Source organism: Intestinimonas sp. (genome assembly GCF_026169115.1).
Classification (GTDB): domain Bacteria; phylum Bacillota; class Clostridia; order Oscillospirales; family Oscillospiraceae; genus Intestinimonas.
On sequence record NZ_JAPFEA010000013.1, the window covers coordinates 1 to 20,485 of the forward strand.

Consider the following 20,485-nt stretch of genomic DNA (forward strand, 5'->3'; position numbering starts at 1 on the left):
CCGCCCAGCAGCGCCGCCTCGCCGCTCTCCATCCGCTCCACCGCCCCGCAGCGGACCAGATACCGCTGGTGGATGCGGATAAAGTCCGCCCCCACCTCCGCCGCCACGGCGTCCAGCTTCCCGTAAAAGGTATAGGTCCGCCCGGCGGTGACGCAGCTCACCTGCCGCCGGTCGGAGGCAAAATACAAAATGTTTTGCAGGGGAATGCGCCAGTAGGTGTCCCCGCTGCGGCAGACATAGGCCCGCTCCAGGTCCCGGACCAGCGCCGCCTGGGCCCGGTCCAGCACCTCCTCCAGCTGCTCCGGCGCAGGTGGCTTGAGCAGATAGCCCAGGGCCCCCACGCGGTACCCGTCGAAAACGCCGTCGTCATGCCCGGTGACGAAGACCAGTTGAAGGCCGCTGTCCCCGCTCCGGAGCCGCCGGGCGGTCTCCATGCCGTCCACCGCGCCCATCTCCAGGTCCAGGAAGACCAGATCCAGCTCCCCGGCGTGGCCCTCCAGCCAGCGGAGCAACCCCTCGCCGGAGGAGAACTCCCAGAACCGGCCCTGGATCTTCCGCCGCTCCAGGACCCGCTCCAGGGCGGCGCGGAGCGCCAGCCGGGCGTCGTATACGTCGTCGCAGATGCCGATGCGCAGCATCTCCCCACCTCCCGCAGCCGAGCTTTTCTGCCGCCTATTGTACCACAGTTCCCCCCGGCCCTCCAAACCAAACTTGACGGAAAAAGGGTCATTCCTGACATCGCCGCCGCCTGCCCCGCAAAAATTGACCCCTCCGCCGCCGGAGATGACAGGCCGGTTTGCAGCCGTCCTGCCCTGGGGGTATGCTGTTTTCAGGCCGCCGGTGGAAAAACCCCGGGCCGGAAAGGAGCGGCGTATGTTGACCGTCAAGGATCTGCATAAATCCTATCGGGTGGGCAAGACCACCTATGAAGTGCTCAAAGGGGTGTCCCTGGAGGTGGCGGACGGGGCCTTCGTGGCCGTCATGGGCCCCTCCGGCTCGGGCAAGACCACCCTTCTGAACTGTATCTCCTGCTATATCCCGGCGGACAGCGGCCAAATCACCCTGGGAGACCGGCAGCTGTCCGACCTCAGCGGGGACGACCTGGCCCAGGTCCGCAACCGGCAGCTGGGCTTTGTCTTCCAGGACTTCCTGCTGCTGGACGGCCTGACGGTCCGGGAAAACATCCTGCTGCCCGCCATCATCGGCGGCGCCGTCTCCGGCCAGACGGAGGCCCGTGCCGACCAGCTCTGCGACGTGTTCGGCATCTCCGCCATCGCCGGCAAATACCCCGCGGAGATCTCCGGCGGCGAAAAGCAGCGCACTGCCGTGGCCCGCGCCCTCATCAACCACCCCCTGCTCATCCTGGCCGACGAACCCACCGGCAATCTGGACTCCAAGTCCAGCCGGGCGGTGATCCGGTCCTTTGAACAGGCCAGGAGCGCCCTGGACGCCACCATCTTCATGGTGACCCACGACTCCTTCGCCGCCTCCTTCTGCGACCAGGTGGTCATCCTCCGGGACGGGGTGGTGTGGCAGGTCCTGGAGCGGGGCGGCGCCGAGCGCTCCGCCTTCCAGGATCGGCTCCTGGACGTCATCCGGGACATGGGTAAGGAGTGAGGACATGAGCCAGTTTTCTCAGGTCTGCCACGCGCTGCGCCGCAAAAACTGGCGGCAGTACGCGCTGCTGTCGGGGTGCAGCTTTTTCTCCGTGCTGCTCATCACCGCCTATGTGTGCATGATGCGCTCCCCCACCATCCTCTCCGTGCTGCCGGAGGGGGGCGACAGCCGCAAGCAGGTGATGATGGTATTCGTTCTGGCCGTGGTGGGCTGCGCCGTCTTCACCACCTACGCCGCCGGGCTCTTCTTCCGGCAGCGGTCCCGGGAGACCGGCGTGTTCCTGGCCCTGGGGGCCACCCGCCGCCAGCTGCGCGCCGAGCTGGGCAAGGAGCTGACCGCCCTCTCCCTGGTCTCCTGCGCCGCCGGCGCCCTGCTGGGCGGGCCGCTGGCCTGGGGGGTGTGGCAGCTCTTCCGCCTGTTCCTGGTGGACTCCCAGGAGATGGCCCTCTCCTTCGATCCCCAGTCCTATCTGCTCAGCCTGGCCTTCGCCGTCTATGTGGCGGCCATGCTCTTTTTCCTGGGCAGCCGGTCCATCCGCCGGACCAACATCATCGACGTGGTCCAGGAGTCCCACCGGTCAGAGCCCGTCCGGGCGGTCCGTTCGTGGTACGGTCCGGCAGGTATCGCGCTGCTGGCCGCCGGCGGCGTACTGGGCTACTTCTTCCCCTCCTTCTGCATCCGGACCCTCCACTGGTATCCCCCGGCGGTGCTGGAGGGCCTGTGCTACCTGCCGGCCCTGGCGGGGCTCTACATGATCCTGCTCCACACGGTGGTCAACGGCTGGCGGAAGGGGCACGCCTACAAGGACATCATCTCCGCCTCCATGATGAAATTTCAGGGCCGCCAGACGGTGCGGAACATGCTGGTGATGACCCTCCTCATCGCCGGGGGCTATTTTGCCAGCTTCTATGCCCCCATGCTGCGCACCAGCTCCGTTTACAGCTTTGAGACCCGTCCCATCGACTACGAATACCACTGGAGAGACGACCAGTCCCTCCCCGGACGGGATGAGGTGGAGGCCCTGGCGGCAGAGCACGGCGTGACCCTCACCTCCTGGGCGCAGGAGGGGGCCGCCCTGCTCGGGACCGACGGCTATGCCTCCATCGAGCAGGACAACGGCGCGCTGGGGACCACCTATACCAAGGAATACCGGGAGCTGCTGACCGGCGCCACCTTTTTCTCCGAGGGGGCCTGGAACGCCCTCACCGGCCAGCGGGTGGACCTGGCCCCCGGTACCTGCGCCAACGTGCTGGACGACGAGGGGGGCAGCGACTACCTCGCCGGCGGCGACATCACCCTGGTGACCAACACCGTCACGGGGAAGGCCCTCTCTGTGACCCCTGTGGAGCCCCTCCGCTTCACCATGCTGCTGGGCAGCTATGTGCTGGATGACGCCGATTACGCCGCCATGACCACTGGGCTGACCGACCTCTGGCGGGAGACCTACGTCTTTTTCAATGTGGCCGACGCGGATGGCAGCTATCCCTTTGCCAAGGCCCTTTTCAACGAGATCGTGGACCGCTCCGGCCCGGAGGTGGAGGTGTTCAACGCCTGGAACCCGGTGGAGCGGGACATCGAGATTGCCGAGGCGGGCAGCTATCGCTATGATAGCCGGGCCTACCTGGCGGAGCACGGGCTGAGCATCATCGACTACGACGACCGGGATTCCTCGGAGTTCCGCACCGCCTGGCTCTACATGCCCCAGTTCCGGGTGCTGGACCGGAACGACTTTGTCACCACCATGGCGGTCTATCTGCTGCTGTTCGTCTTCATCGCGCTCATCTGCTTCGCGGCGGTGATCGTGATCTCCTTTACCCGCTGTATGACCATCGCCCTGACCAACGCCCGGGTCTATGACGACCTGCGCCGTCTGGGCGCCTCCAACGCCTACCTGTTCCGCTCCGTGCGGGGGCAGGTCTCCAAGGTGTTCCTGGCCCCCTCCCTGGCGGGCACCGCCCTCATCGCCGCCTTTTATGTCATGATTATGTACTTCAACGACAACCGCTTCACCTCCGGGGAGCTGGCCGGCATGGGCGTCTGCGCCGCAGTGGTCGGCGTACTGTCCGCCGTGCTCTTCCTCGTCTATCGCCTGACCCTGCGGAGCGTCTGCCGGACGCTGAACATCAACAGGGGCTGACCCCGACGACCTTACCGACTTTGCAAAAAAGCGTTTGGCTGCCATTTTGGCAGCCAAACGCTTTTTGATATCCAGACACGCCCGCAAGCCCGGAGGGCGCTCTGGCCACAGTCTTTTTTGAAGGCAGATGTGCCTTACCCCATGAACATTGCTCACACGCTGTGGATAAATTGCTGGATAAACACCAGGGCCGCGCCCACGGCAGCCGCTGAGCGATGAAACGCACAGGGCTGGATATAGGTCGCGCTCCCCTCAAAGGTGTTGCGCGCGGCAACCTTCTCCCGCAGCTCCTCGATCCGCTCGCCGATCTGTTCTCCCAGATAGCCGCCCACAATGATATCCCCATCAAACAGGGTCCGCACATTGTTTACCGCCATGCTGAGATCATCCGTGTACCTGTCCCAGCGGGCCTGGTGGCTTTTATCCCCTGCATTCAGGGCCGCAAAAAAGTCCTCCAAGCTCTCCTGTTCATCGTCCAGGAGGGACTTCATGGAACAATAGGCGTCTACACAGCCCGGCTTCCCGCAATAACAGAGCCGGCCTCCGTCCACCAGCGTCATATGCCCAAACTCGCCCGCCCGCTGATTGGCGCCCTCGTACAGCTCCCCATTGATAAAAATGGCTCCGCCTACGCTGTTGCTGATAGACAGGTAAAAGGTATCCCGAATGGACGGCCGGGCCCACAGCTCTGCGGTGCCCGCAGCATTTGCGTCGTTATATAGCTGCGCGGGAAAGGGGATGAACTGGGCAATGTCCCTGCACTTTTCATTGCTGATGCGGAAAACGTGGGAATACTCCAGGACCTGCTTGTCCCGGGAAATCAGTCCGGGCAATGAGATCCCCACTCCCAGCACGCTGTCCCGGCACTCTGCGGTAAGCTGCTCCACCAGATCGCCCAAAACACGGTAATACCCCTGGGATGCCTCAAAGCCGCGTCGAATCCGGCTTTGCTGGATGATCTCCCCACGAAGGTTGATGAGCACGGCGTTGATATGCCGCTGGGTGATGTCCAGGCCCACGGCATACCGGGCGTTTTCCACACAGGACAGGGCGGCAGCCTTTCGCCCGCCATTGGATTGCAGGTAGCCATTTTCCCGCAGGATCCCATCTTCTATCATGGCGCGAACATTCTGGATCACGGTGGGCAGACTCAGGTCCAACGCCTTGGAAATTTCCGGCTTTGATATCCTGTCGTGGGTAAAGATCAGTCGGTAGATGCGGTTGCGGCTGGTTCCCTGATCCGGAGGAGGAATGATCGAAATATTCATAATTTGCCCCCGTTCTCTATGATTGTTACCATCATATCACTGATCCCGGCAACGCGCAACGCTTTTATAAATAAACTTTATAAAGTTTCGCCCCTTTGCGCAGCGCGCCCTGTCATAATTGCCAGTTTCCTTTTCATACTTCTGTCTGCTTTGCACAAAGTTCTCGGTACAGTATTGATTTTTTTAACTCATATTGACAACCCCAAAAAGTGGTGCTATTATGTTAGTAAAGTCATTTTAATAAATGAGCTTGTTAAGTCTCTGATGACAGGCGCGTATTTTCACAGACCTTGTCCGGGTCTGTAAAAATAAAAAAGTAAAGGAGTACCATATGGTCCACCTCCCCGGCGATGAGCTGGAGGCCATCATGGTCGCCACGATGAAGGATCTGGACGTCCCCGCCGAGCAATATGAGCGGATGCGTCTGACTCAGCCCTGACAATATGATAGAAATGGAGAGGCAAGAATGATACAGCAGGTCATGACAAGCCCTGGTGTCATTGAATTCCGCGAGATCCCCACGCCGGTCCCCGGAAAAGGCCAGGTTCTTGTAAAAATCAAGAAAATCGGTGTGTGCGGCAGCGATATCCACGTCTGGCACGGCAAGCACCCCTTTACCTCCTATCCTGTCACCCAGGGACATGAGGTGTCCGGCCAGGTCGTCTCCCTGGGCGAAGGCGTCACCGGTCTCACCCCCGGGCAGAAGGTCACAATCGAGCCCCAGGTTTACTGCGGGAAGTGTTACCCCTGTACCCACGGAAAATATAACCTGTGCGAGGAACTGAAAGTGATGGGGTTCCAGACCACCGGCACAGCCAGTGAGTTTTTCGCAGTGGACGCCTCTAAGGTCACCCCCCTCCCTGACAGTATGAGCTACGATGAGGGCGCTATGATCGAGCCCACCGCCGTGGCCATCCACGCCGTCAGGCAGGCGGGGGATGTAACTGGGATGAACGTTGCCGTGCTGGGCGCCGGCCCCATCGGCAACCTGGTGGCCCAGGCCGCCAAAGCCTGCGGCGCAAGCAAAGTGCTGATCTCCGATGTGTCTGACCTCCGATTGGACAAGGCCCTGGAATGTGGCGTAGACGCCGTGGTGAATACCGCCAAGGAGGACTTTGGCGAGGCCATGGTCGCGTGCTTCGGCCCGGATAAGGCGGACGTGATTTATGATTGCGCCGCCAATGACACCACCATGGGGCAGGCCATCAAATATGCCCGCAAGGGCAGCACCATCATCCTGGTGGGCGTATACGCCGGAATGGCAACCGTAGATCTGGCCGTGCTCAACGACCACGAGTTGGACCTGAACACCACCATGATGTACCGCCATCCGGATTACCTGGACGCCATTCGCTTCGTGAATGAGGGGGCCATTCAGCTGCGTCCCCTGATGAGCCGTCACTTTGCCTTCGCGGATTATGCTGAGGCATACCGCTTCATCGACGCCAATCGGGAGACGTCTATGAAGATCCTGATCGATGTGGACGGCGAGGACTAAGGCAGAGAACGCGCCGCGCAAAAGGACCCTACCCGTTTTATGCCGGACCGCTCCGGCAAAACCCGGCGATTGAAAAATCCCCTCTGACGCAGGAAAAGGACCTGCATCAGAGGGGATTTTATCTGTCAAGAAGTGGTTGCAGGGGACGTGCAGAGGGCTTTATCGCCGCCTGATCTCATAGGCCAGCTGCTGTATCCGCCCAATACAGGCGTCTAAAAAGAGCCGGTGGCCACATTCCGTATCCTCTGGGGCATAGAACACCTCCCGGCGCATCCGCGCGCAGCCTCCGCCGCAGATCCTCCGGTAGGGGCAGTCTGCGCAGAGCGGGAGGGCCTCCTTGGGCCGTCGTGTGAATGCCTGCATGACGGGAGACTCATAGACCGTCCGGAGGGAGTCTTCCAGCAGGCTTCCTGCCCGGAAGTGGTCCAGCACATAAAAATCGCAGGGATACACGCTGCCGTCCGCCTCCACGATGATCTGCGCCTGGCATTGGCCCAGCAGACCGCAGGCGTTGCATGCTCCGTAGGCCAGCAAATTGACCAGATCGTCAAACAGCTTGATGCTGATATAGCGCCCCTGGCGGTACCGTTGATACCACAGATCGAACAGCGTTTGATAAAAACCGGCATAGCGCCGCGGGGTGAGCGCATACTGCCCTCCCTCGCCTTCCAGGGGCCCCATGCAGGGGGTAAACTGCACATAACGCAGATTCTGCTCCTCAATGAAGCGCCAGATCTGCTGGGGATGGCGGGCCATCTGATTGGTCAGCACCATCAGAACGTTGTATTCCACATGCTGCCGGTCCATCCGCCGCTTTACGGCCATGACCCGCTGAAAGGTCCCCTTCTGCTGGGCATCCAGGCGGTTGGCGTCGTGATAGAGGGCCGGACCGTCCAGGGACAGCCCCACCAAATAGTTCTGCTCATGGAGAAACTGACACCACTCCTCATCCAGCAGCAGACCATTGGTCTGTATGGCATACTGAACCTGGACCCCCCGCGCCCGGTGGGGGGCGGCCACCTCTGAGACGTGGCGGAAATAGTCCAGCCCTGCCAAGGTGGGCTCTCCACCCTGAAAGGCCAATATCAGCCGGTCTCCCGGCGCCAAATCGGAGAAGATATGCCCAAGGACACGGTCTGTTGTATCCTGCGCCATGATCCCGAAGGAATCCACGCTCCTCAGGCTGCTCACATCCGCGTAAAAGCAGTATTTACAGCGCATATTGCACAGGGAAGACGCCGGCTTAATCATAATGGAGAGCTGTTTCATCTCTACCTCCATATTCAGCGGGCAATCGCCGCGTACTAACACTATTTATACCTGCGCCGCGGAGAATTGTCAAACCAAATGTGTCCGCTCCCCGTTTCCTTATTTCAGCAAGCGCCCGCCCTGGCGGCAGTTCTGGATCTCCTCCAGCGTGGGCAGCGCGGGGATCGCGCCGCCCCGGGTGGTGGTCATGCTGCCCGCGGCGTTGGCAAAGTCCACGATCCCGCCAAGCTCCATGCTGCCGATCTCTTCCAGGGTCTTATCCTTCAAGCTCCAAAGCATGGCGCCCACAAATGCGTCTCCCGCTCCGGTGGTGTCGATGGTCTCTACACGGTAGGCCGGCAGCCAGCCCCCATTGCTCCGGTTCCGGTAGTAGGCTCCCTTTGCCCCCAGGGACACCAGGACCAGCGCGGGGCCCATTTCAAGCAGCTGCTGTGCGCCCGCCTCAAAATCCGTCTGTCCGGTGATGAGGGTCAGCTCCTCCTCGGAGACCTTTAGGATGTCGGCCATGGAGACGCCCACGCGCATCTGCTCCCGCGCTTCTTCCTCGCTTCCCCACAGGAGCGGGCGGTAGTTCGGATCGAAGCTGACCCGCTTGCCCTGCTGTCTGGCATATGCCGCTGCCGCAAAGGTAGCGCCGCGGCAGGGTTCATCTGTCAAAGAGACAGAACCAAAGTGGAAGATCCTGCATTGGTCGATCAGCTCCCGCCGGATCTCTGTCGAAGTGAGCATCATATCCGCGCCCGGCTTGCGGTAGAAGGAGAAGGAACGGTCTCCCTTCTCATCCAATTGTACGAAGGCCAGCGTGGTTGGGATGGCGGGATCTGTCACCAGACCGGAGTCATCAATTCCACTGCGCACCAGCGTGGAACGCAGGTAGGCCCCGAAGGCGTCCGCCCCCACCTTGCCGATGAACGCAGAGGAGCCGCCCAGCTTTGTGTTCATCGCCAGCACATTGGCCGGAGCCCCGCCGGGATTGCGTGCGAACAGGGCGATCCCCTGGTTATTTTCTCCACTGGGCGTAAAGTCGATCAGGATCTCACCCAAAGCAACGATGTCGATCATGCGATTCCCTCCTTGTTGTTATGCGTGGGTACCGGTCAGCCGCGCTGGCCGATCCCACCACAGCCCTTGCGATGCTTCTCCCGCTGGCAGACGTTCTGCCTCTGTGCGCTGCAAGCGCACTTTCATAACACACTTTATTAAGTAACTATATTAAACTCCATAAATCCGCATCTGTCAATGGAAAAGCAGAGAATCGCATCACTTCCAACACCTTGCCTGGGGCCGTATCTCCGTCAGTATTCGTTGATACGATGCATGGACAGATCCATATTTTTCAGGATGGCACTGTCAAAGTTCTTCTTTATCAGCCCCGCCTTCAACTGTGCGTAGTTCAAATCATCCCACAGGTCAGCCAAGCCCCTCCGCAATGGTTCTGAAAAACGCGACGTGCTTGAGCTCATAGTTTTCTGACATAAAATTCGGGTCGGCGTTTACTTTAACGATGATTACACGGCTCGTCGGATTCACATAGATAAACTGACCATAGACGCCGATGGCCATGAACTCGCCCTGCTCTCCCTCCGGCACCCACCATTGATACCCGTATCCGATGGCGTTATAGCCGTCGTTGTTGGCGCCGGGCTTTGAGTAGTCCGCGCTGACGTCCAGGCTGTCCCTGACCCACTCCCTGGGGAGGATCTGCTGACCGTCATAACTGCCCTCGTTCAGGTACAGCCTTGCAAAGCGGGCGTAGTCCCGGAGGGAGATGCTCAGGCCGCCGTTTGCAAGCTCTGTGCCGTTGCTCAGGGTCCAGTACGCGTCGTGCTCCGAGCCGATCCGCTTCCACAGCTTTTCCTCCATATAGGCCCCAAGGCCCTGTCCGGTGGCGTTCTTGATGACCTGGCCCAAGATCTCCGTGTTGATGCTCAGGTACCGGCGATAGGTATAGGGCGCTTCCTGCACGCCATATTTGGCGATCACCTTCATGGCCGGCATCCCCATCAGCGTGCGCAGGGAGAAGCCGCTCATATCGGTATCCTCATCGAAGTCAATGCCGGATGCCATTTGCAGACAGGCCCGGATGGGGATGTTCTCCAGCTCCGTTCCAACGAACTCCGGGATATACTTGCCCAGCGGATCATCCACGCTGTCAATCGCTCCCTCCGACACGGCGATCCCCATCAGGGCGGACACAAAGGATTTCCCCATGGAGTTGGAGGAAAAAACGGTGGTCTCATCCCCGCCGAAAAAGTAGTTCTCATACCGGATCACGTCGTCCTTGACCACGAGCATGGCCGAAGTCTTCGTGTCCTTCATAAACGGTTCCGTGGGGTAAAACTCCCCGGCAAACTGGAACCCCTCCGCCAAAGCGGCATTGTCCTCCTTCAAAAACTGGAAGGGAGTCTCGCTCCTGCCAATCTTGACCGTGGGCTGGATCTCCGGCGTATGCTGAAAGGTGTGGGCCAGGTTTTCGTCTTTGAAGCTGTTGAGTGATGTATAGATCAACGAGATCTTGTCTCCAAAACAGAGCCACACCGCCCCGACGATCACAGCGATGCAGACAGCGACAATTCCGACCCGTTTCCAAATGTTCATGTAATCCGCTCCTTTCCTGTATGATTATGGTTCTGCTTCGTCCAAAATTCTGATGTTGGACAATGTGAAAAACAGATTTCCCAGGGCATATTTTTGTAAGCTCATGTAGTCCTCCCGGGAGACGGTCCCTCCATAATTCATGATCTCCATCTCTCCGCTGGCGCCCGAAATAAAGAGGCCGGAGGAGGTAAAGCCGTTCTTCACATAGAAGCTCCGGCGGGAGATCCGCTGTTCCCGGTTGTCCGCCCCGTCGTCCAGACGCTCGATGAGCAGGACGATCTTTTGCCCCGCAAAATGCTTGCAGACCTGCGCCATGATATAGCTACCGGTCCCTTTGCTTCGGATCCTGGAGGACACCGCCAGATAATCCACCATGACCATATCCCGATACGGGATCAGGACTGTAAAGCCCAGCAGCTGCCCACCCTCGGTGGCCGTCATGACCAACGCCTTCTTCTTTTTGGCGGAATGGCGCAGCGCAAGATAGGGCTTCCTTTCCCGTTTCGGAAATGCCTCCAGATAGATCTCCCTGATCTGCGGCCATTGTTCTTCCTTGACAGATGTAAATTCCACAAAATCCCCTTCTCCCGGTTGATTTTTCCCTTGTCACGCCGTATCATATAACGTACAGTTACTGTACAGTCAAGGGGTATTTTTATGGAACACAAAAATTATTTGTACCCATCGGGCGAATTTGCAAAGCTGACCGGGGTCAACAAGCGGACGCTCCACTATTACAATGACATCGGGCTGTTTTGCCCCGCCGTCATCGGTGACAACGGGTATCACTACTACACCTGCTTTCAATTTGCACAGCTGGAGCTGATTTTGACCTTGCGCAAAATCGGCCTGACCATCAATGAGATCCGGGGATACGTCACCCAGCCATCTGGCCGGTCTTTTTCGCAGATGATGTCAAAAAAGCTCACGCTGATCGACGAATCCATCCGCCAGCTTTTATCGGCACAGGATTTTTTGGAGCAGAAGGCGGAGCGGTTGAAGCTCGGAATGGAGGCGCGGCACGGACGCATTGAACGGTGTACGCTCCCGGAAAGAAAGATCATCCTTTCTGCGCCGATCTCAGGGCGGTATGACGAGGCGGATTTTTCCGTTGCAGCCGAGTTCTCCCTTCGATTGAAAAAGCTGTTCCACCTGTACGACAGCTTTGGCAGCTGCATCTCCGTGGATGCGCTCCAAAAGGGCGAATACAGCTGTTATGACTCCTTTTTTGCCTACTGCCCCGCCTCGTCAGAGGTCTGCGACAGGACTCTGCCGGCAGGGAAATACCTGCGGGCCTTCTGTGTCGGCGCGTGGAGCCGTCTCCCGGAGGTCTACCGCTCGGTCCTCGCATACGCCGAGGCGCAGGGTCTCACCCTCACCGGCCATGCCTACGAAGAGGGTCTGAATGAAATGGCCATCCAGTCACAGCAGGACTATGTGACGATGATTACCATTCCCTGTGAGGAATCACACGTATTCTAAAGCAGAGCATCTGTCAGATCGGGCGTCATTTTTCATCGCAAGGCTGGCAGGAAAACGCAGCGGAAAATAATTGCACAGGTATCGTGATAATGGTATGATACCTATATATCCTTCTTTTACAGAAACGGTTTGCAGCATGGATGTATCGAACACCTGCCGCTCCCGGGGGGCGCACCCCCTAAGAACGGCGATCACAGGAAAGCGAGGTGTCTGCGCATGGGCGCGTTGACCGGATACAAGGTACTTGATTTCAGCACCCTTCTCCCTGGTCCCTACGCCACGATGACACTGGCCGACATGGGCGCCGAAGTGCTCAAGGTCAGCAGCAAGGATAAATATGACCTGGTCGTGCACTGGCCGCCCGTTGTTCCCGGCACAGAGGTCACCGCTGCCCAGGCTTGGCTGGGGCGGAACAAAAAGACCATCTTTCTCAACTTGAAAAAGCCTTCCGCCGTGGAGGCCGTGAAAAAACTCGTGATGGAATATGACATCATCGTGGAACAGTTCCGGCCCGGCGTAATGGAAAAGCTGGGGCTCGGATATGAACAGCTCCGGGCGGTCAATCCCAGGATCATCTACTGCTCCATCACCGGCTATGGTCAGAGCGGCCCCTTCTCGCTGCGGGCGGGCCACGACATCAATTACCTCTCACGGTCCGGCATCGCGTATGCCGGGGGCAAAAAGGACGGCGGCCCCAGTCTCTACAATTTCCAGATCGCCGATGTCGCCGGCGGCTCGATGAACGCAGTGGCCGGGATCCTGGCCGCCATCCTCTACCGGGAGAGGACCGGAACCGGACAGTTTATCGATATCTCCATGCAGGACAGCGTCGTTCCGTTCAACTCCATGGACGGCGCCAGCTATTTTGCCGGCAGCCCGGTCCCCTGCCGCGAGGGCGGTCTGCTCAACGGCGGGCAGATCTACGATTTCTATGAGACCTCGGATAGGGGCTACATGAGCGTCGGTTCGCTGGAGCCGAAGTTTTTTGCGGCCCTGTGCGACGGCCTTGGCTGTCCCCAGTGGCGCGATGGGAGCATTTTGAAGGACCACGCGGACATGGTCAAGGAACGGTTCCGCCAGATCTTCCGAACCAAGAGCCGGGACCAGTGGACCGAGATCTTCAGCGGTCTGGACGCCTGCGTAGAGCCCGTCCTGAGCATTGCAGAGGCTTCCGAGGACAGCCATCTGCAACACCGCGGTATGTGGCCCTCTGTTCCTGTCCCCCTTGCCGAGGGCGTGGAGATCACCCAGATGGGCTGCCCCCTCCACCTCTCCGAATGTCCGCCGGAGTACCGCCATGCCGGTTATCCAGAGGGCTACCATACCGCTCAGGTCCTCTCCGGGCTGGGATACAGCGACGAGGAGATTCGGGATCTGAGCTCTTGAATGGGGCCGAATGGCGCAACGGTACTGCTTGACCATGACACCGGCTCCTTGCAGACAGGACGGCAAGACCAGGTACGGGGTGAGCTGACCTCCAGCCAAAACAAAGACAAGGTGAAAAAGCACAGGGCTCCGGCGGTATGTTCCGCCGGAGCCCTGATTTTTCTGTCCGTGGGGTGTTCTGTGGTCTATTGCTCAGAAGCGGAGCCGCTCCGCCCGCTCATCGCCTTTTCACATCGGCTCCCTCAGCGTTCCACCCTCCAGGAGACGGATCGATGGGCAAAACCGCTCGCACAGGGCGCGGTCATGGGAGATAAAGAGATAGCCCACCTGCCGCTCTTTCTGAATTTCCCTCAGCAAGTGGATGATCTGTGCCTGAGAGATCACATCCAGCATAGAGGTCGGCTCATCCAACACCAGAAAGGACGGCTCGATCAGCATCGCCCGGGCCAACGCCAGCCGCTGGAGCTCGCCGCCGCTGAGCTCCGCCGGAAACCGCCCCAGATGCTCTTCGTAAATGCCGTAGCGTTCCAAATAATCACACAGTCCCTGCCGGGTATAGGGCAGACGAAAGAGGCGGTAGGGCTCCCGCATGCTGTCGATCAACCGAAGCCTGGGGTTGAAGGCCACCTCCGGATGCTGAAACAGGATCTGGATCTGTCTCCGGGCATGTCCCCGGAGGGGGTAGGAGAGCGTTTGTCCATCCAGCCGCATCTCGCCGGCCGTCGCCGGATAGATCCCGGCCAAAATCTGACCGATCGTGGATTTCCCACTGCCGCTGTCGCCAAAAATCGCCAGTGTCTCTCCCCGGTCGATGGCAAAGGAGATCTCCTCCACCACCAGCGGCCCCCTGGGCCGGTAGCGTTTGGACAAGCCCTGGACCTCAATCAGCATACTTCCAGCACCTCACCTTCCGCTCCCCCACCGCCAACATGGGCGGCGCATTCCGGCAGCGCTCCGAGCGCCACGGACACCGGTCATAAAAGTGGCAGTCGCTCCGGGCATCCTGGTCCTGTCGGGGCGGCGCAAAGCCCATATTGGCGTGCAGGCCATGCTCCGGCAGCGCCTCCAGCATCGCCCTGGAATATGGGTGCAGCGGTTCTTCAAAAAAAGACCTGCTGTCTCCGCTCTCAATCTGCTGGGAGGCGTACATAACGATCACACGGGATGAGATGGCCTTTGCAAACCGGAGATCGTGGGTGACGCAGAGCAGTGTGCGTTCTCCCAACCGGTGGAACGCGTCCTCCACCAATGTGATGCGCCGGCGGTCCAACCCCTTGGTCGGCTCATCCGCCAGGACCAGCTCCGCCCCGGCGGCGATGCCCATAGCGATCAGCACCCGCTGACGCATACCGCCGGAGAGCTGGAAGGGATAGCTGCGGCACAGGTCCTCCCCGTGCTCCAGGCCGAAGGACTCCAGCAGCGCGGCAGCCTGGAGCAGCGCCTCCTTGCGCGTGCAGGGGCGGTGCTTTCGGATGGTCTCGCAGAGCTGGCGCCCCACGGTATAGAGGGGATTGAGCCCGTTCCCGCTCCCCTGCGGGATGTAGGCGATCTCTTTGCCCCGGATCTGGCTGAGCTCCCGCTCCCGGCAGCCCAGCAGTTCCCGTCCGTTGAGCCGGATCGAGCCAGTGATCCTGGCCGAGGCGGGCAGCAGCCCCAATGCGGCCAGCAGCAGAACGCTCTTGCCGCTCCCGGTCTCCCCTATCACCGCCAGACGGTCTCCGTCGTTGACTGTAAACGTAGCGTCACTCACCACTTCCGGGTTGTGGCCAAAGCGAATGGAGACCTCCTCAATTTCCAGCATTGCCCTTCTCCTTTCTGTCCCTTCCATGTGCAGAGCCGTCTCCACAGTAGCTCAGCAGCATGAAGCCCAGCACCGAGATCGAGATGCACAGGATCGGCGGCACATACCACCAATAGGCCCCGTTGATGATCCCGTTGCGGAAAAAGGCATAGTGGAGAATGCCGCCCCAGCTCTTCTGGCCGATCACACCCAGACCCAGAAAGCTCAGGCTGGCCTCGGTCAGCATGGCGCTGCCCACCGACAGGACCGCACGGATGAATACGATCTCTCCCAGATTGGGCAGGATGTGCCGGAGCATGATATATGCTCCGCTTGCTCCCATCGTGCGTTCGATCTGTACGAAGGGCAGGCACTTGAGCTGCTGCACCCGGCTGCGGATGATGCGGGCCGTGGAGGTCCAGGCGGTGATGCAGATGGCCAGGATGATGTTCCATACGCTGGCGTCCAGGAAGGCCACCAGGATGATGGTCAGGGGCAGGGAGGGCAGCGCCATGGCCACATTGGTCATCTGCATGATGACCCGGTCCACCCATCCGCCCAGGTAACCGGATAAGATCCCCAGAGCCGTACCCACAACCGTCACCGTCAATGCCGAGACGGTGCCAATGAGCAGCGAAATGCGGGTGCCGTAAATCAACTCACTGAGAATATCCTGTCCGATGTCGTTGGTGCCCAGGGGATGCTCCGCAGAGGGCCGCAGGTAGGGTATGCCCAGCTCATAGGGATCGTGAGGGGCGAGCACCGGCGCCAGCAGGGCCACCAGCAGCACTACGCCCAGGATGACCAGGCCCGCCAGCACCCGTCCGTTCAGCTTCTTATGCATGACGCCCCTCCTCCCTCAGCCTGGGATCAATGAGCATGTTGAGCACATCTGCAAGCAAGTTGAAGCCTACCACGCAGATACCGATAAAGAGGAAACAGGTTTGCAGGATCGGAAAGTCTTTGGCATTGACTGCGTCGTAAATGAGGGTGCCCATCCCCTTCCAGGAGAAAACCACTTCCACCAGCATGGAGCCGCCCAGGATATGGCCGAACTGCATACATACGGAGGTCAGATAAGGGCACAGGGCATTTTTCAGGGCATGGCGGCGGAGCACCTGTCCCTGAGAAAAACCCTTCCCCTGGGCCACAGTGATATACTCCTCATTTCGGATGGCCTGCACGGTACTCCTCATCAGCATGTAATAGGATGCTGTGCGCAGGATCACCAGGATCATGAGGGGCAGGGCCATGTGCCACAGGATATCCACCGCTTTTTCCAGCCCTGACAGCCCCCCGGAGGTGATGCCGCCGATGGGAAACAGCCCCATCCGGAACGCAAAGACCATCAGGAACAAGATCGCCATGCAGTTGGTGGGAATGGTGTTGAGGAAGAGCATGATGGGTGAGACAATGCTGTCCAGCAGGCCGCCCTTCCTCCACCCTGCCCGCAGGCCGAGCCAACCGCCCAGCAGAGAGGAGAGCACAATGGCAGGTATGGTGAGCAGCAGCGTCCAGCGCATCCGGAACAGCACCGTCTCCAGCACCGGCAGCTTGGTGCGGTAAGAGTTTCCAAAGTCCAGATGCAGCGTCTTATTGAGGTAGGTCATATACTGGATGGGCAAAGGCTTGTCCAGTCCGTACTCCCGCCTGACCTCCTCGATGACCTCCGGCGCTTCCGCCTCCAGGCGGAGGTATTCATCCTCGCCAATGATATGCACCACCGGGTCGCCAGGCATGAAGCGGATGAGCAGAAAATTGATGGTTATGATACAGAACACAATAAAAACAGCCTCTAACAGTCGTTTTCCCAGCCCCACAAAGCCCAAATGGCATACCTCCCTTCTTTCTTCTCATAAGTTCATACACAGCGCAGCGCAGGGGCGCGCACCTTTGCCGCCCCTGCGCTTGCATAGATCAGCTGATCGGATGCAGGTTGTACCAAGTCTCACAGTTGATGACGCCCCAGCCGGGGAAGTTGGTCCAGCCCTCATATTTGTCGGTACGGTAGGGATAGTAGGCCTTATCCCAACAAAGTGCTTCCCCAATATACTGTTCCGCATTGATCTGCTGAAGAAGCTTGGTCCCCTCGATGTAAGTCTTTTCATCAGGTGCCTGCCGTCTGGTCTCATATGCTTCTACAAACTCCGGCAAATTGCAAGTACCCCAGTTTCCGTCCAAGGTATTGTCAATAAAATAATAATAGCACGAAGTCTGAGACGCCATTCCGGACGTACAGTAGCAAATAAAAATCTGGTATGTCCCATCCTTGCGGAGCTGTTTTTCATATTCCTCATTGGCAAAGCTCTGCTCATCTACACGGGCCTTGATTCCAACGGCATCCAGGTTTTGAACCATGATCTCTGCAATCCGCATGTAGATCTCGCGGCGTGTGGCGCTGTTCTGAGAGGACACCAGAATACCCATGGGGCTGCCATCTGGCATCTCCCGGTAGCCGTCTCCATCCACATCCAGATAACCTCCCTCATCCAAAGCCGCCTGCGCTGCCTCCAAATTCTGCTCCAGTTCAGGCAACGTCCCATTAAAACCGAGATTTGGCGGCGCAATGACTCCACTCCCAGGCACCTGACCCGCTTCACCGCCGATGGTAGCAGCCAGCAGCTCATAATCCAGAGCAAATGTGACCGCCTGTCGGAAACTCAGATTATTGGTAGGTTTTTTTCTAAAACCAAACATAATCATATAATTGCCCGTATTGTCGCTCATACCAGGATCCAGATGCTCCACATCTGTAATGGAGGATGCCATTGTGGCCGGGATGGGGCTGGCGTAACTGTACATGGCATCAATTTCGCCATTGCGCAGAGCCATAACCAGGGCATCATTGCTGTCAAAAGATCGGAGCGAAACCTTCTTTACGGTCACCTCGCGGCCCAGATAGGTGTCACTTACGGCCTCGTAATAACTGGTTTGCGCATCCTCGTCCACATTCACAAAGCGGTAGGGGCCGCAGCCGATTACAGCATCCTCCCCGCGGTAATCCTTTGGGTTATCGATGTTCTCCCAAATATGTTTTGGCTGGACGTAGAAATAACCGGCCACCAGTTTGAGCCACTGATAGGCACCAGGCTCCTTCAAAACCACCTTGATGGTGTCCTCATCTATCTGCTCAGCATAATCCACATAGGAACCGTAACTGGATTTGCGCACATTGATATTATAGTCAAAGGTAAACAGAACATCGTCCATGGTCAGCGGCTCCCCATCATGCCAGGTAACGCCCTGGTCCAGTGCCAGGTCACAGGTGATGGTGGTAGAGTCTTGGCTGACGGTCCAGTCCGTAACAAGGAACGGCTTAACCTCACCATTGGGGTCTGTCTGCCAGAAAGGCGCTGTCACAAAGGAGTTATAGCACATCTTTCCAAATGCGCCGTTTTCCACAAAGGTAGTAAAGGTGTCGTTTGCAGCGGTGGTGCCGAGGTGCAATTCCTCTACCGTACCAGCGGAGGGACTTTCCGTTGATGGAACGGGGACGTCCTGCGAGGTATTCTGACTGGCTGTCTGTCCGGAACATCCGAACAGACTCAATGATAGCGCGCCAGCCAAAAAAAGAGATAATATCTGTTTCTTCATCTATTACATCCTTTACATCAGTCGTCCATCCCGGCGATGGGGTGGACGTTATACCAGGTTTTGTTGTTGATGACGCCCCAGCCCGGGTAATTGATCCAGCCCTCAAACCGGTCGGTGCGATAGGGGAAATAGCACTTGTCCCATGCCAGCGGCATGCCAATAACATTCTCCGCAGCCATTTTCTGAAGCGCTTTCACCCGCTCGTTATAGATTTCATAATTGGGAGAATTCATCATGTCCAGATAGGTCTGCACAAACTCTGGCTCACTATAAGTACCCCAGGCGTTTCCATACCCCTTATTTACATAATAGTAGAATGCAGTTTCATAGGCTGCCACACCGGGCGAAGTACTGCCCAGCGTGATTTCATATTCGCCGCTGTAAATAAAGGCACGGTAAGTATCTGTATCGGACTGGTGCTGGTCATCAATACTGCACTTCACTCCCACATTTGCCAAATTGGAAGCAATAATCTCTGATAGTCGATCAAAAAGTGCCTTCTTTGTAGTGCTGTAAGGCGCGGTGATGAGGACATCCATCTGACTGCCATCGGGCAGTTCACGCCAGCCGTCACCATCCGTGTCTATATAACCAGCCTCATCCAAGGCAGTCAGAGCGGCCTCAACATCCTGGGAGAGCCGGGGTAGCTTGGAATTATAGCCCTTGTTTGGAGGCGCCACCAATCCCACTCCGCCAATCTCGGCGTTTTCCCCGCCAATTGTGGCGGCGAGCAGCTCATAATCCAAAGCATCACGCACAGCCTTCCGGAATGCCAGGTCTCCGGTCGGCTGCTTATTAAAGCCGAATACCAGCTGGTACTGTCCCGGATTGTCGCTCATACCAGGATTTACGCCCTCAATTCCGGTAATAGATGGAGCCATTGTGGAGTTCAGGGAATTGGAGTAATCGTAGATGGCGTCGATTTCCCCGTTGCGCAGGGCCATCACCAAGGCGTCCTGACTGTCATAGGTGCGTACCACCACATGTTGGATGGCCAGTTCCCCCTTGAAATAATCCTTGACCGCATCGAAGTACATCGTCTGGGCGTCCTCATCCCAGGACACGAAGCGATAGGGTCCACAACCAACCGCAGCATCTGCTTCGTGGTATTCGTTGGGCTCATCTACATCTTTCCAAATGTGTTCTGGGTAGACAAACACCGCCATACAGGCATAGTTGATAAAATTAAATGCAGAAGGGCCGTCAAAATTGAGCTTCATCTGCGTATCATTGATTCGCTCCACGCTCTCCAGCATGTGGATATAGCTGGACTTTTTTACATCCATCAAATAGTTAAAGGTAAACTCAATATCGTCCATGGTCAGGGGCTCCCCATCGTGCCAGGTAATTCCCTGGTCCGTGGCAAAGGTAGCCACCATGCTGGTCAGGTCGTCGCTGAACGTCCAGTCTGTCATGATATTGGGCTGCACAACTCCGTTCTCATCCCGCTCAAGAAAGGGCGCAGCACAGAAGGAATTATAATTCATCCGTCCAAAGGCGTCTCGTTCGTACATGGTACTCATCACTTCCGGGGCCTTAGTCGTTCCGATATAGAGGGTGACCGGCTCCTCCGTGGTCTGCGCCGTGGGAGCGGGAGTCTCATCTCCCGCCAAGCCCGGCGTACCGGAACATCCGAACAGACTCAACGTCATCACACCGGCCAAAAGCAGGGAAAGGATTTGCTTTTTCATGCTGAAATCACTCCTCTTATCCTATGCCCGTCAGGCCACGGGCCGGGTAGAAAACCAGGTCTTGTTATTGATGACGCCCCAGCCCGGGAAATTGGTCCAGCCCTCATATTTGTCGGTGCGGTAGGGGAAATATGCCTTGTCCCAGCACAGGGCCAACCCAATCAC

18 protein-coding genes are annotated in these 20,485 nt (G+C 58.3%); 5 read left to right on the plus strand and 13 right to left on the minus strand.

The window, feature by feature from the left end:
• On the minus strand, window positions 1-638 hold a 638-nt coding region (locus Q0Y09_RS01030), incomplete at its 3' end, for a LytTR family DNA-binding domain-containing protein (protein ID WP_297716515.1).
• Window positions 639-873: 235 nt separating this feature from the next.
• On the opposite strand from Q0Y09_RS01030, the gene Q0Y09_RS01035 reads away from it, so the two are divergent.
• Together Q0Y09_RS01035 and Q0Y09_RS01040 are read left to right on the plus strand one after the other, a co-directional pair.
• On the plus strand, window positions 874-1,617 hold the full coding sequence (locus Q0Y09_RS01035; protein ID WP_297716516.1) for an ABC transporter ATP-binding protein: 744 nt from the start codon (window positions 874-876) through the stop codon (window positions 1,615-1,617).
• Window positions 1,618-1,621: 4 nt separating this feature from the next.
• Entirely contained in the window at window positions 1,622-3,754 is a 2,133-nt protein-coding gene (locus tag Q0Y09_RS01040) for an FtsX-like permease family protein (RefSeq protein WP_297716517.1), read from the plus strand.
• A 152-nt stretch (window positions 3,755-3,906) separates the two neighbouring features.
• Here Q0Y09_RS01040 and Q0Y09_RS01045 read toward each other — a convergent pair whose 3' ends face one another.
• Window positions 3,907-5,022, minus strand: a complete 1,116-nt coding sequence (locus Q0Y09_RS01045; RefSeq protein WP_297716518.1) for an ROK family transcriptional regulator — start codon at window positions 5,020-5,022, stop codon at window positions 3,907-3,909.
• Between the two features lie 466 nt (window positions 5,023-5,488).
• On the opposite strand from Q0Y09_RS01045, the gene Q0Y09_RS01050 reads away from it, so the two are divergent.
• Window positions 5,489-6,520 (plus strand): alcohol dehydrogenase catalytic domain-containing protein, encoded by a 1,032-nt coding sequence (locus tag Q0Y09_RS01050; protein WP_297716519.1) that lies wholly within the window; start codon window positions 5,489-5,491, stop codon window positions 6,518-6,520.
• A 159-nt stretch (window positions 6,521-6,679) separates the two neighbouring features.
• Here the strand turns inward: Q0Y09_RS01050 and Q0Y09_RS01055 are convergent, their stop codons facing one another.
• From Q0Y09_RS01055 to Q0Y09_RS01075, 5 genes are all read right to left on the minus strand, one after another.
• Window positions 6,680-7,789: an SPASM domain-containing protein gene (locus tag Q0Y09_RS01055; protein ID WP_297716520.1), complete on the minus strand. Its 1,110-nt coding sequence runs from the start codon at window positions 7,787-7,789 to the stop codon at window positions 6,680-6,682.
• 99 nt (window positions 7,790-7,888) lie between these two features.
• Window positions 7,889-8,851 (minus strand): carbohydrate kinase, encoded by a 963-nt coding sequence (locus tag Q0Y09_RS01060; protein ID WP_297716521.1) that lies wholly within the window; start codon window positions 8,849-8,851, stop codon window positions 7,889-7,891.
• 233 nt (window positions 8,852-9,084) lie between these two features.
• Window positions 9,085-9,207 carry a hypothetical protein gene (locus Q0Y09_RS01065; protein WP_297716522.1) on the minus strand — a complete coding sequence of 41 codons (123 nt, stop codon included), beginning with the start codon at window positions 9,205-9,207 and terminating at the stop codon, window positions 9,085-9,087.
• On the minus strand, window positions 9,200-10,387 hold the full coding sequence (locus Q0Y09_RS01070) for a serine hydrolase (RefSeq protein ID WP_297716523.1): 1,188 nt from the start codon (window positions 10,385-10,387) through the stop codon (window positions 9,200-9,202). Before Q0Y09_RS01070 ends, Q0Y09_RS01065 begins: the two co-directional genes overlap by 8 nt.
• Before the next feature lie 24 nt (window positions 10,388-10,411).
• Entirely contained in the window at window positions 10,412-10,960 is a 549-nt protein-coding gene (locus tag Q0Y09_RS01075; protein ID WP_297716524.1) for a GNAT family N-acetyltransferase, read from the minus strand.
• Window positions 10,961-11,044: 84 nt separating this feature from the next.
• On the opposite strand from Q0Y09_RS01075, the gene Q0Y09_RS01080 reads away from it, so the two are divergent.
• Both Q0Y09_RS01080 and Q0Y09_RS01085 read left to right on the plus strand, forming a co-directional pair.
• On the plus strand, window positions 11,045-11,869 hold the full coding sequence (locus Q0Y09_RS01080; protein WP_297716525.1) for a MerR family transcriptional regulator: 825 nt from the start codon (window positions 11,045-11,047) through the stop codon (window positions 11,867-11,869).
• Window positions 11,870-12,085: 216 nt separating this feature from the next.
• Window positions 12,086-13,255, plus strand: coding sequence for a CaiB/BaiF CoA-transferase family protein (locus tag Q0Y09_RS01085; RefSeq protein WP_297716526.1), 1,170 nt, complete (start codon window positions 12,086-12,088; stop codon window positions 13,253-13,255).
• Between the two features lie 228 nt (window positions 13,256-13,483).
• Here Q0Y09_RS01085 and Q0Y09_RS01090 read toward each other — a convergent pair whose 3' ends face one another.
• The 6 genes from Q0Y09_RS01090 to Q0Y09_RS01115 all read right to left on the minus strand — a co-directional run bounded on the left by Q0Y09_RS01090 (window position 13,484) and on the right by Q0Y09_RS01115 (window position 20,320).
• Complete coding sequence (locus tag Q0Y09_RS01090) at window positions 13,484-14,146, minus strand: ABC transporter ATP-binding protein (RefSeq protein WP_297716527.1); 663 nt, start codon at window positions 14,144-14,146, stop codon at window positions 13,484-13,486.
• Entirely contained in the window at window positions 14,136-15,056 is a 921-nt protein-coding gene (locus Q0Y09_RS01095) for an ABC transporter ATP-binding protein (protein WP_297716528.1), read from the minus strand. The genes Q0Y09_RS01090 and Q0Y09_RS01095 overlap by 11 nt, the downstream gene beginning before the upstream one ends.
• Complete coding sequence (locus tag Q0Y09_RS01100) at window positions 15,043-15,879, minus strand: ABC transporter permease (protein WP_297716529.1); 837 nt, start codon at window positions 15,877-15,879, stop codon at window positions 15,043-15,045. Before Q0Y09_RS01100 ends, Q0Y09_RS01095 begins: the two co-directional genes overlap by 14 nt.
• A complete protein-coding gene (locus Q0Y09_RS01105; RefSeq protein ID WP_297716532.1) occupies window positions 15,872-16,855 on the minus strand; it encodes an ABC transporter permease in 984 nt (327 codons plus the stop codon). Before Q0Y09_RS01105 ends, Q0Y09_RS01100 begins: the two co-directional genes overlap by 8 nt.
• Window positions 16,856-16,952: 97 nt before the next feature.
• Complete coding sequence (locus Q0Y09_RS01110; RefSeq protein WP_297716530.1) at window positions 16,953-18,629, minus strand: ABC transporter substrate-binding protein; 1,677 nt, start codon at window positions 18,627-18,629, stop codon at window positions 16,953-16,955.
• A 17-nt stretch (window positions 18,630-18,646) separates the two neighbouring features.
• Window positions 18,647-20,320 carry an ABC transporter substrate-binding protein gene (locus Q0Y09_RS01115; protein WP_297716531.1) on the minus strand — a complete coding sequence of 558 codons (1,674 nt, stop codon included), beginning with the start codon at window positions 20,318-20,320 and terminating at the stop codon, window positions 18,647-18,649.
• Window positions 20,321-20,485: the final 165 nt, after the last annotated feature.

Excerpts from the sequence above, each read along its gene's own strand:
- Q0Y09_RS01035 (WP_297716516.1), top strand. The coding sequence starts at position 874 with ATGTTGACCGTCAAGGATCTGCATAAATCCTATCGGGTGGGCAAGACC.
- Q0Y09_RS01040 (WP_297716517.1), top strand. The coding sequence starts at position 1,622 with ATGAGCCAGTTTTCTCAGGTCTGCCACGCGCTGCGCCGCAAAAACTGG.
- Q0Y09_RS01045 (WP_297716518.1), bottom strand. The coding sequence starts at position 5,022 with ATGAATATTTCGATCATTCCTCCTCCGGATCAGGGAACCAGCCGCAAC.
- Q0Y09_RS01050 (WP_297716519.1), top strand. The coding sequence starts at position 5,489 with ATGATACAGCAGGTCATGACAAGCCCTGGTGTCATTGAATTCCGCGAG.
- Q0Y09_RS01055 (WP_297716520.1), bottom strand. The coding sequence starts at position 7,789 with ATGAAACAGCTCTCCATTATGATTAAGCCGGCGTCTTCCCTGTGCAAT.
- Q0Y09_RS01060 (WP_297716521.1), bottom strand. The coding sequence starts at position 8,851 with ATGATCGACATCGTTGCTTTGGGTGAGATCCTGATCGACTTTACGCCC.
- Q0Y09_RS01070 (WP_297716523.1), bottom strand. The coding sequence starts at position 10,387 with ATGAACATTTGGAAACGGGTCGGAATTGTCGCTGTCTGCATCGCTGTG.
- Q0Y09_RS01080 (WP_297716525.1), top strand. The coding sequence starts at position 11,045 with ATGGAACACAAAAATTATTTGTACCCATCGGGCGAATTTGCAAAGCTG.
- Q0Y09_RS01085 (WP_297716526.1), top strand. The coding sequence starts at position 12,086 with ATGGGCGCGTTGACCGGATACAAGGTACTTGATTTCAGCACCCTTCTC.
- Q0Y09_RS01090 (WP_297716527.1), bottom strand. The coding sequence starts at position 14,146 with ATGCTGATTGAGGTCCAGGGCTTGTCCAAACGCTACCGGCCCAGGGGG.
- Q0Y09_RS01095 (WP_297716528.1), bottom strand. The coding sequence starts at position 15,056 with ATGCTGGAAATTGAGGAGGTCTCCATTCGCTTTGGCCACAACCCGGAA.
- Q0Y09_RS01100 (WP_297716529.1), bottom strand. The coding sequence starts at position 15,879 with ATGCATAAGAAGCTGAACGGACGGGTGCTGGCGGGCCTGGTCATCCTG.
- Q0Y09_RS01110 (WP_297716530.1), bottom strand. The coding sequence starts at position 18,629 with ATGAAGAAACAGATATTATCTCTTTTTTTGGCTGGCGCGCTATCATTG.
- Q0Y09_RS01115 (WP_297716531.1), bottom strand. The coding sequence starts at position 20,320 with ATGAAAAAGCAAATCCTTTCCCTGCTTTTGGCCGGTGTGATGACGTTG.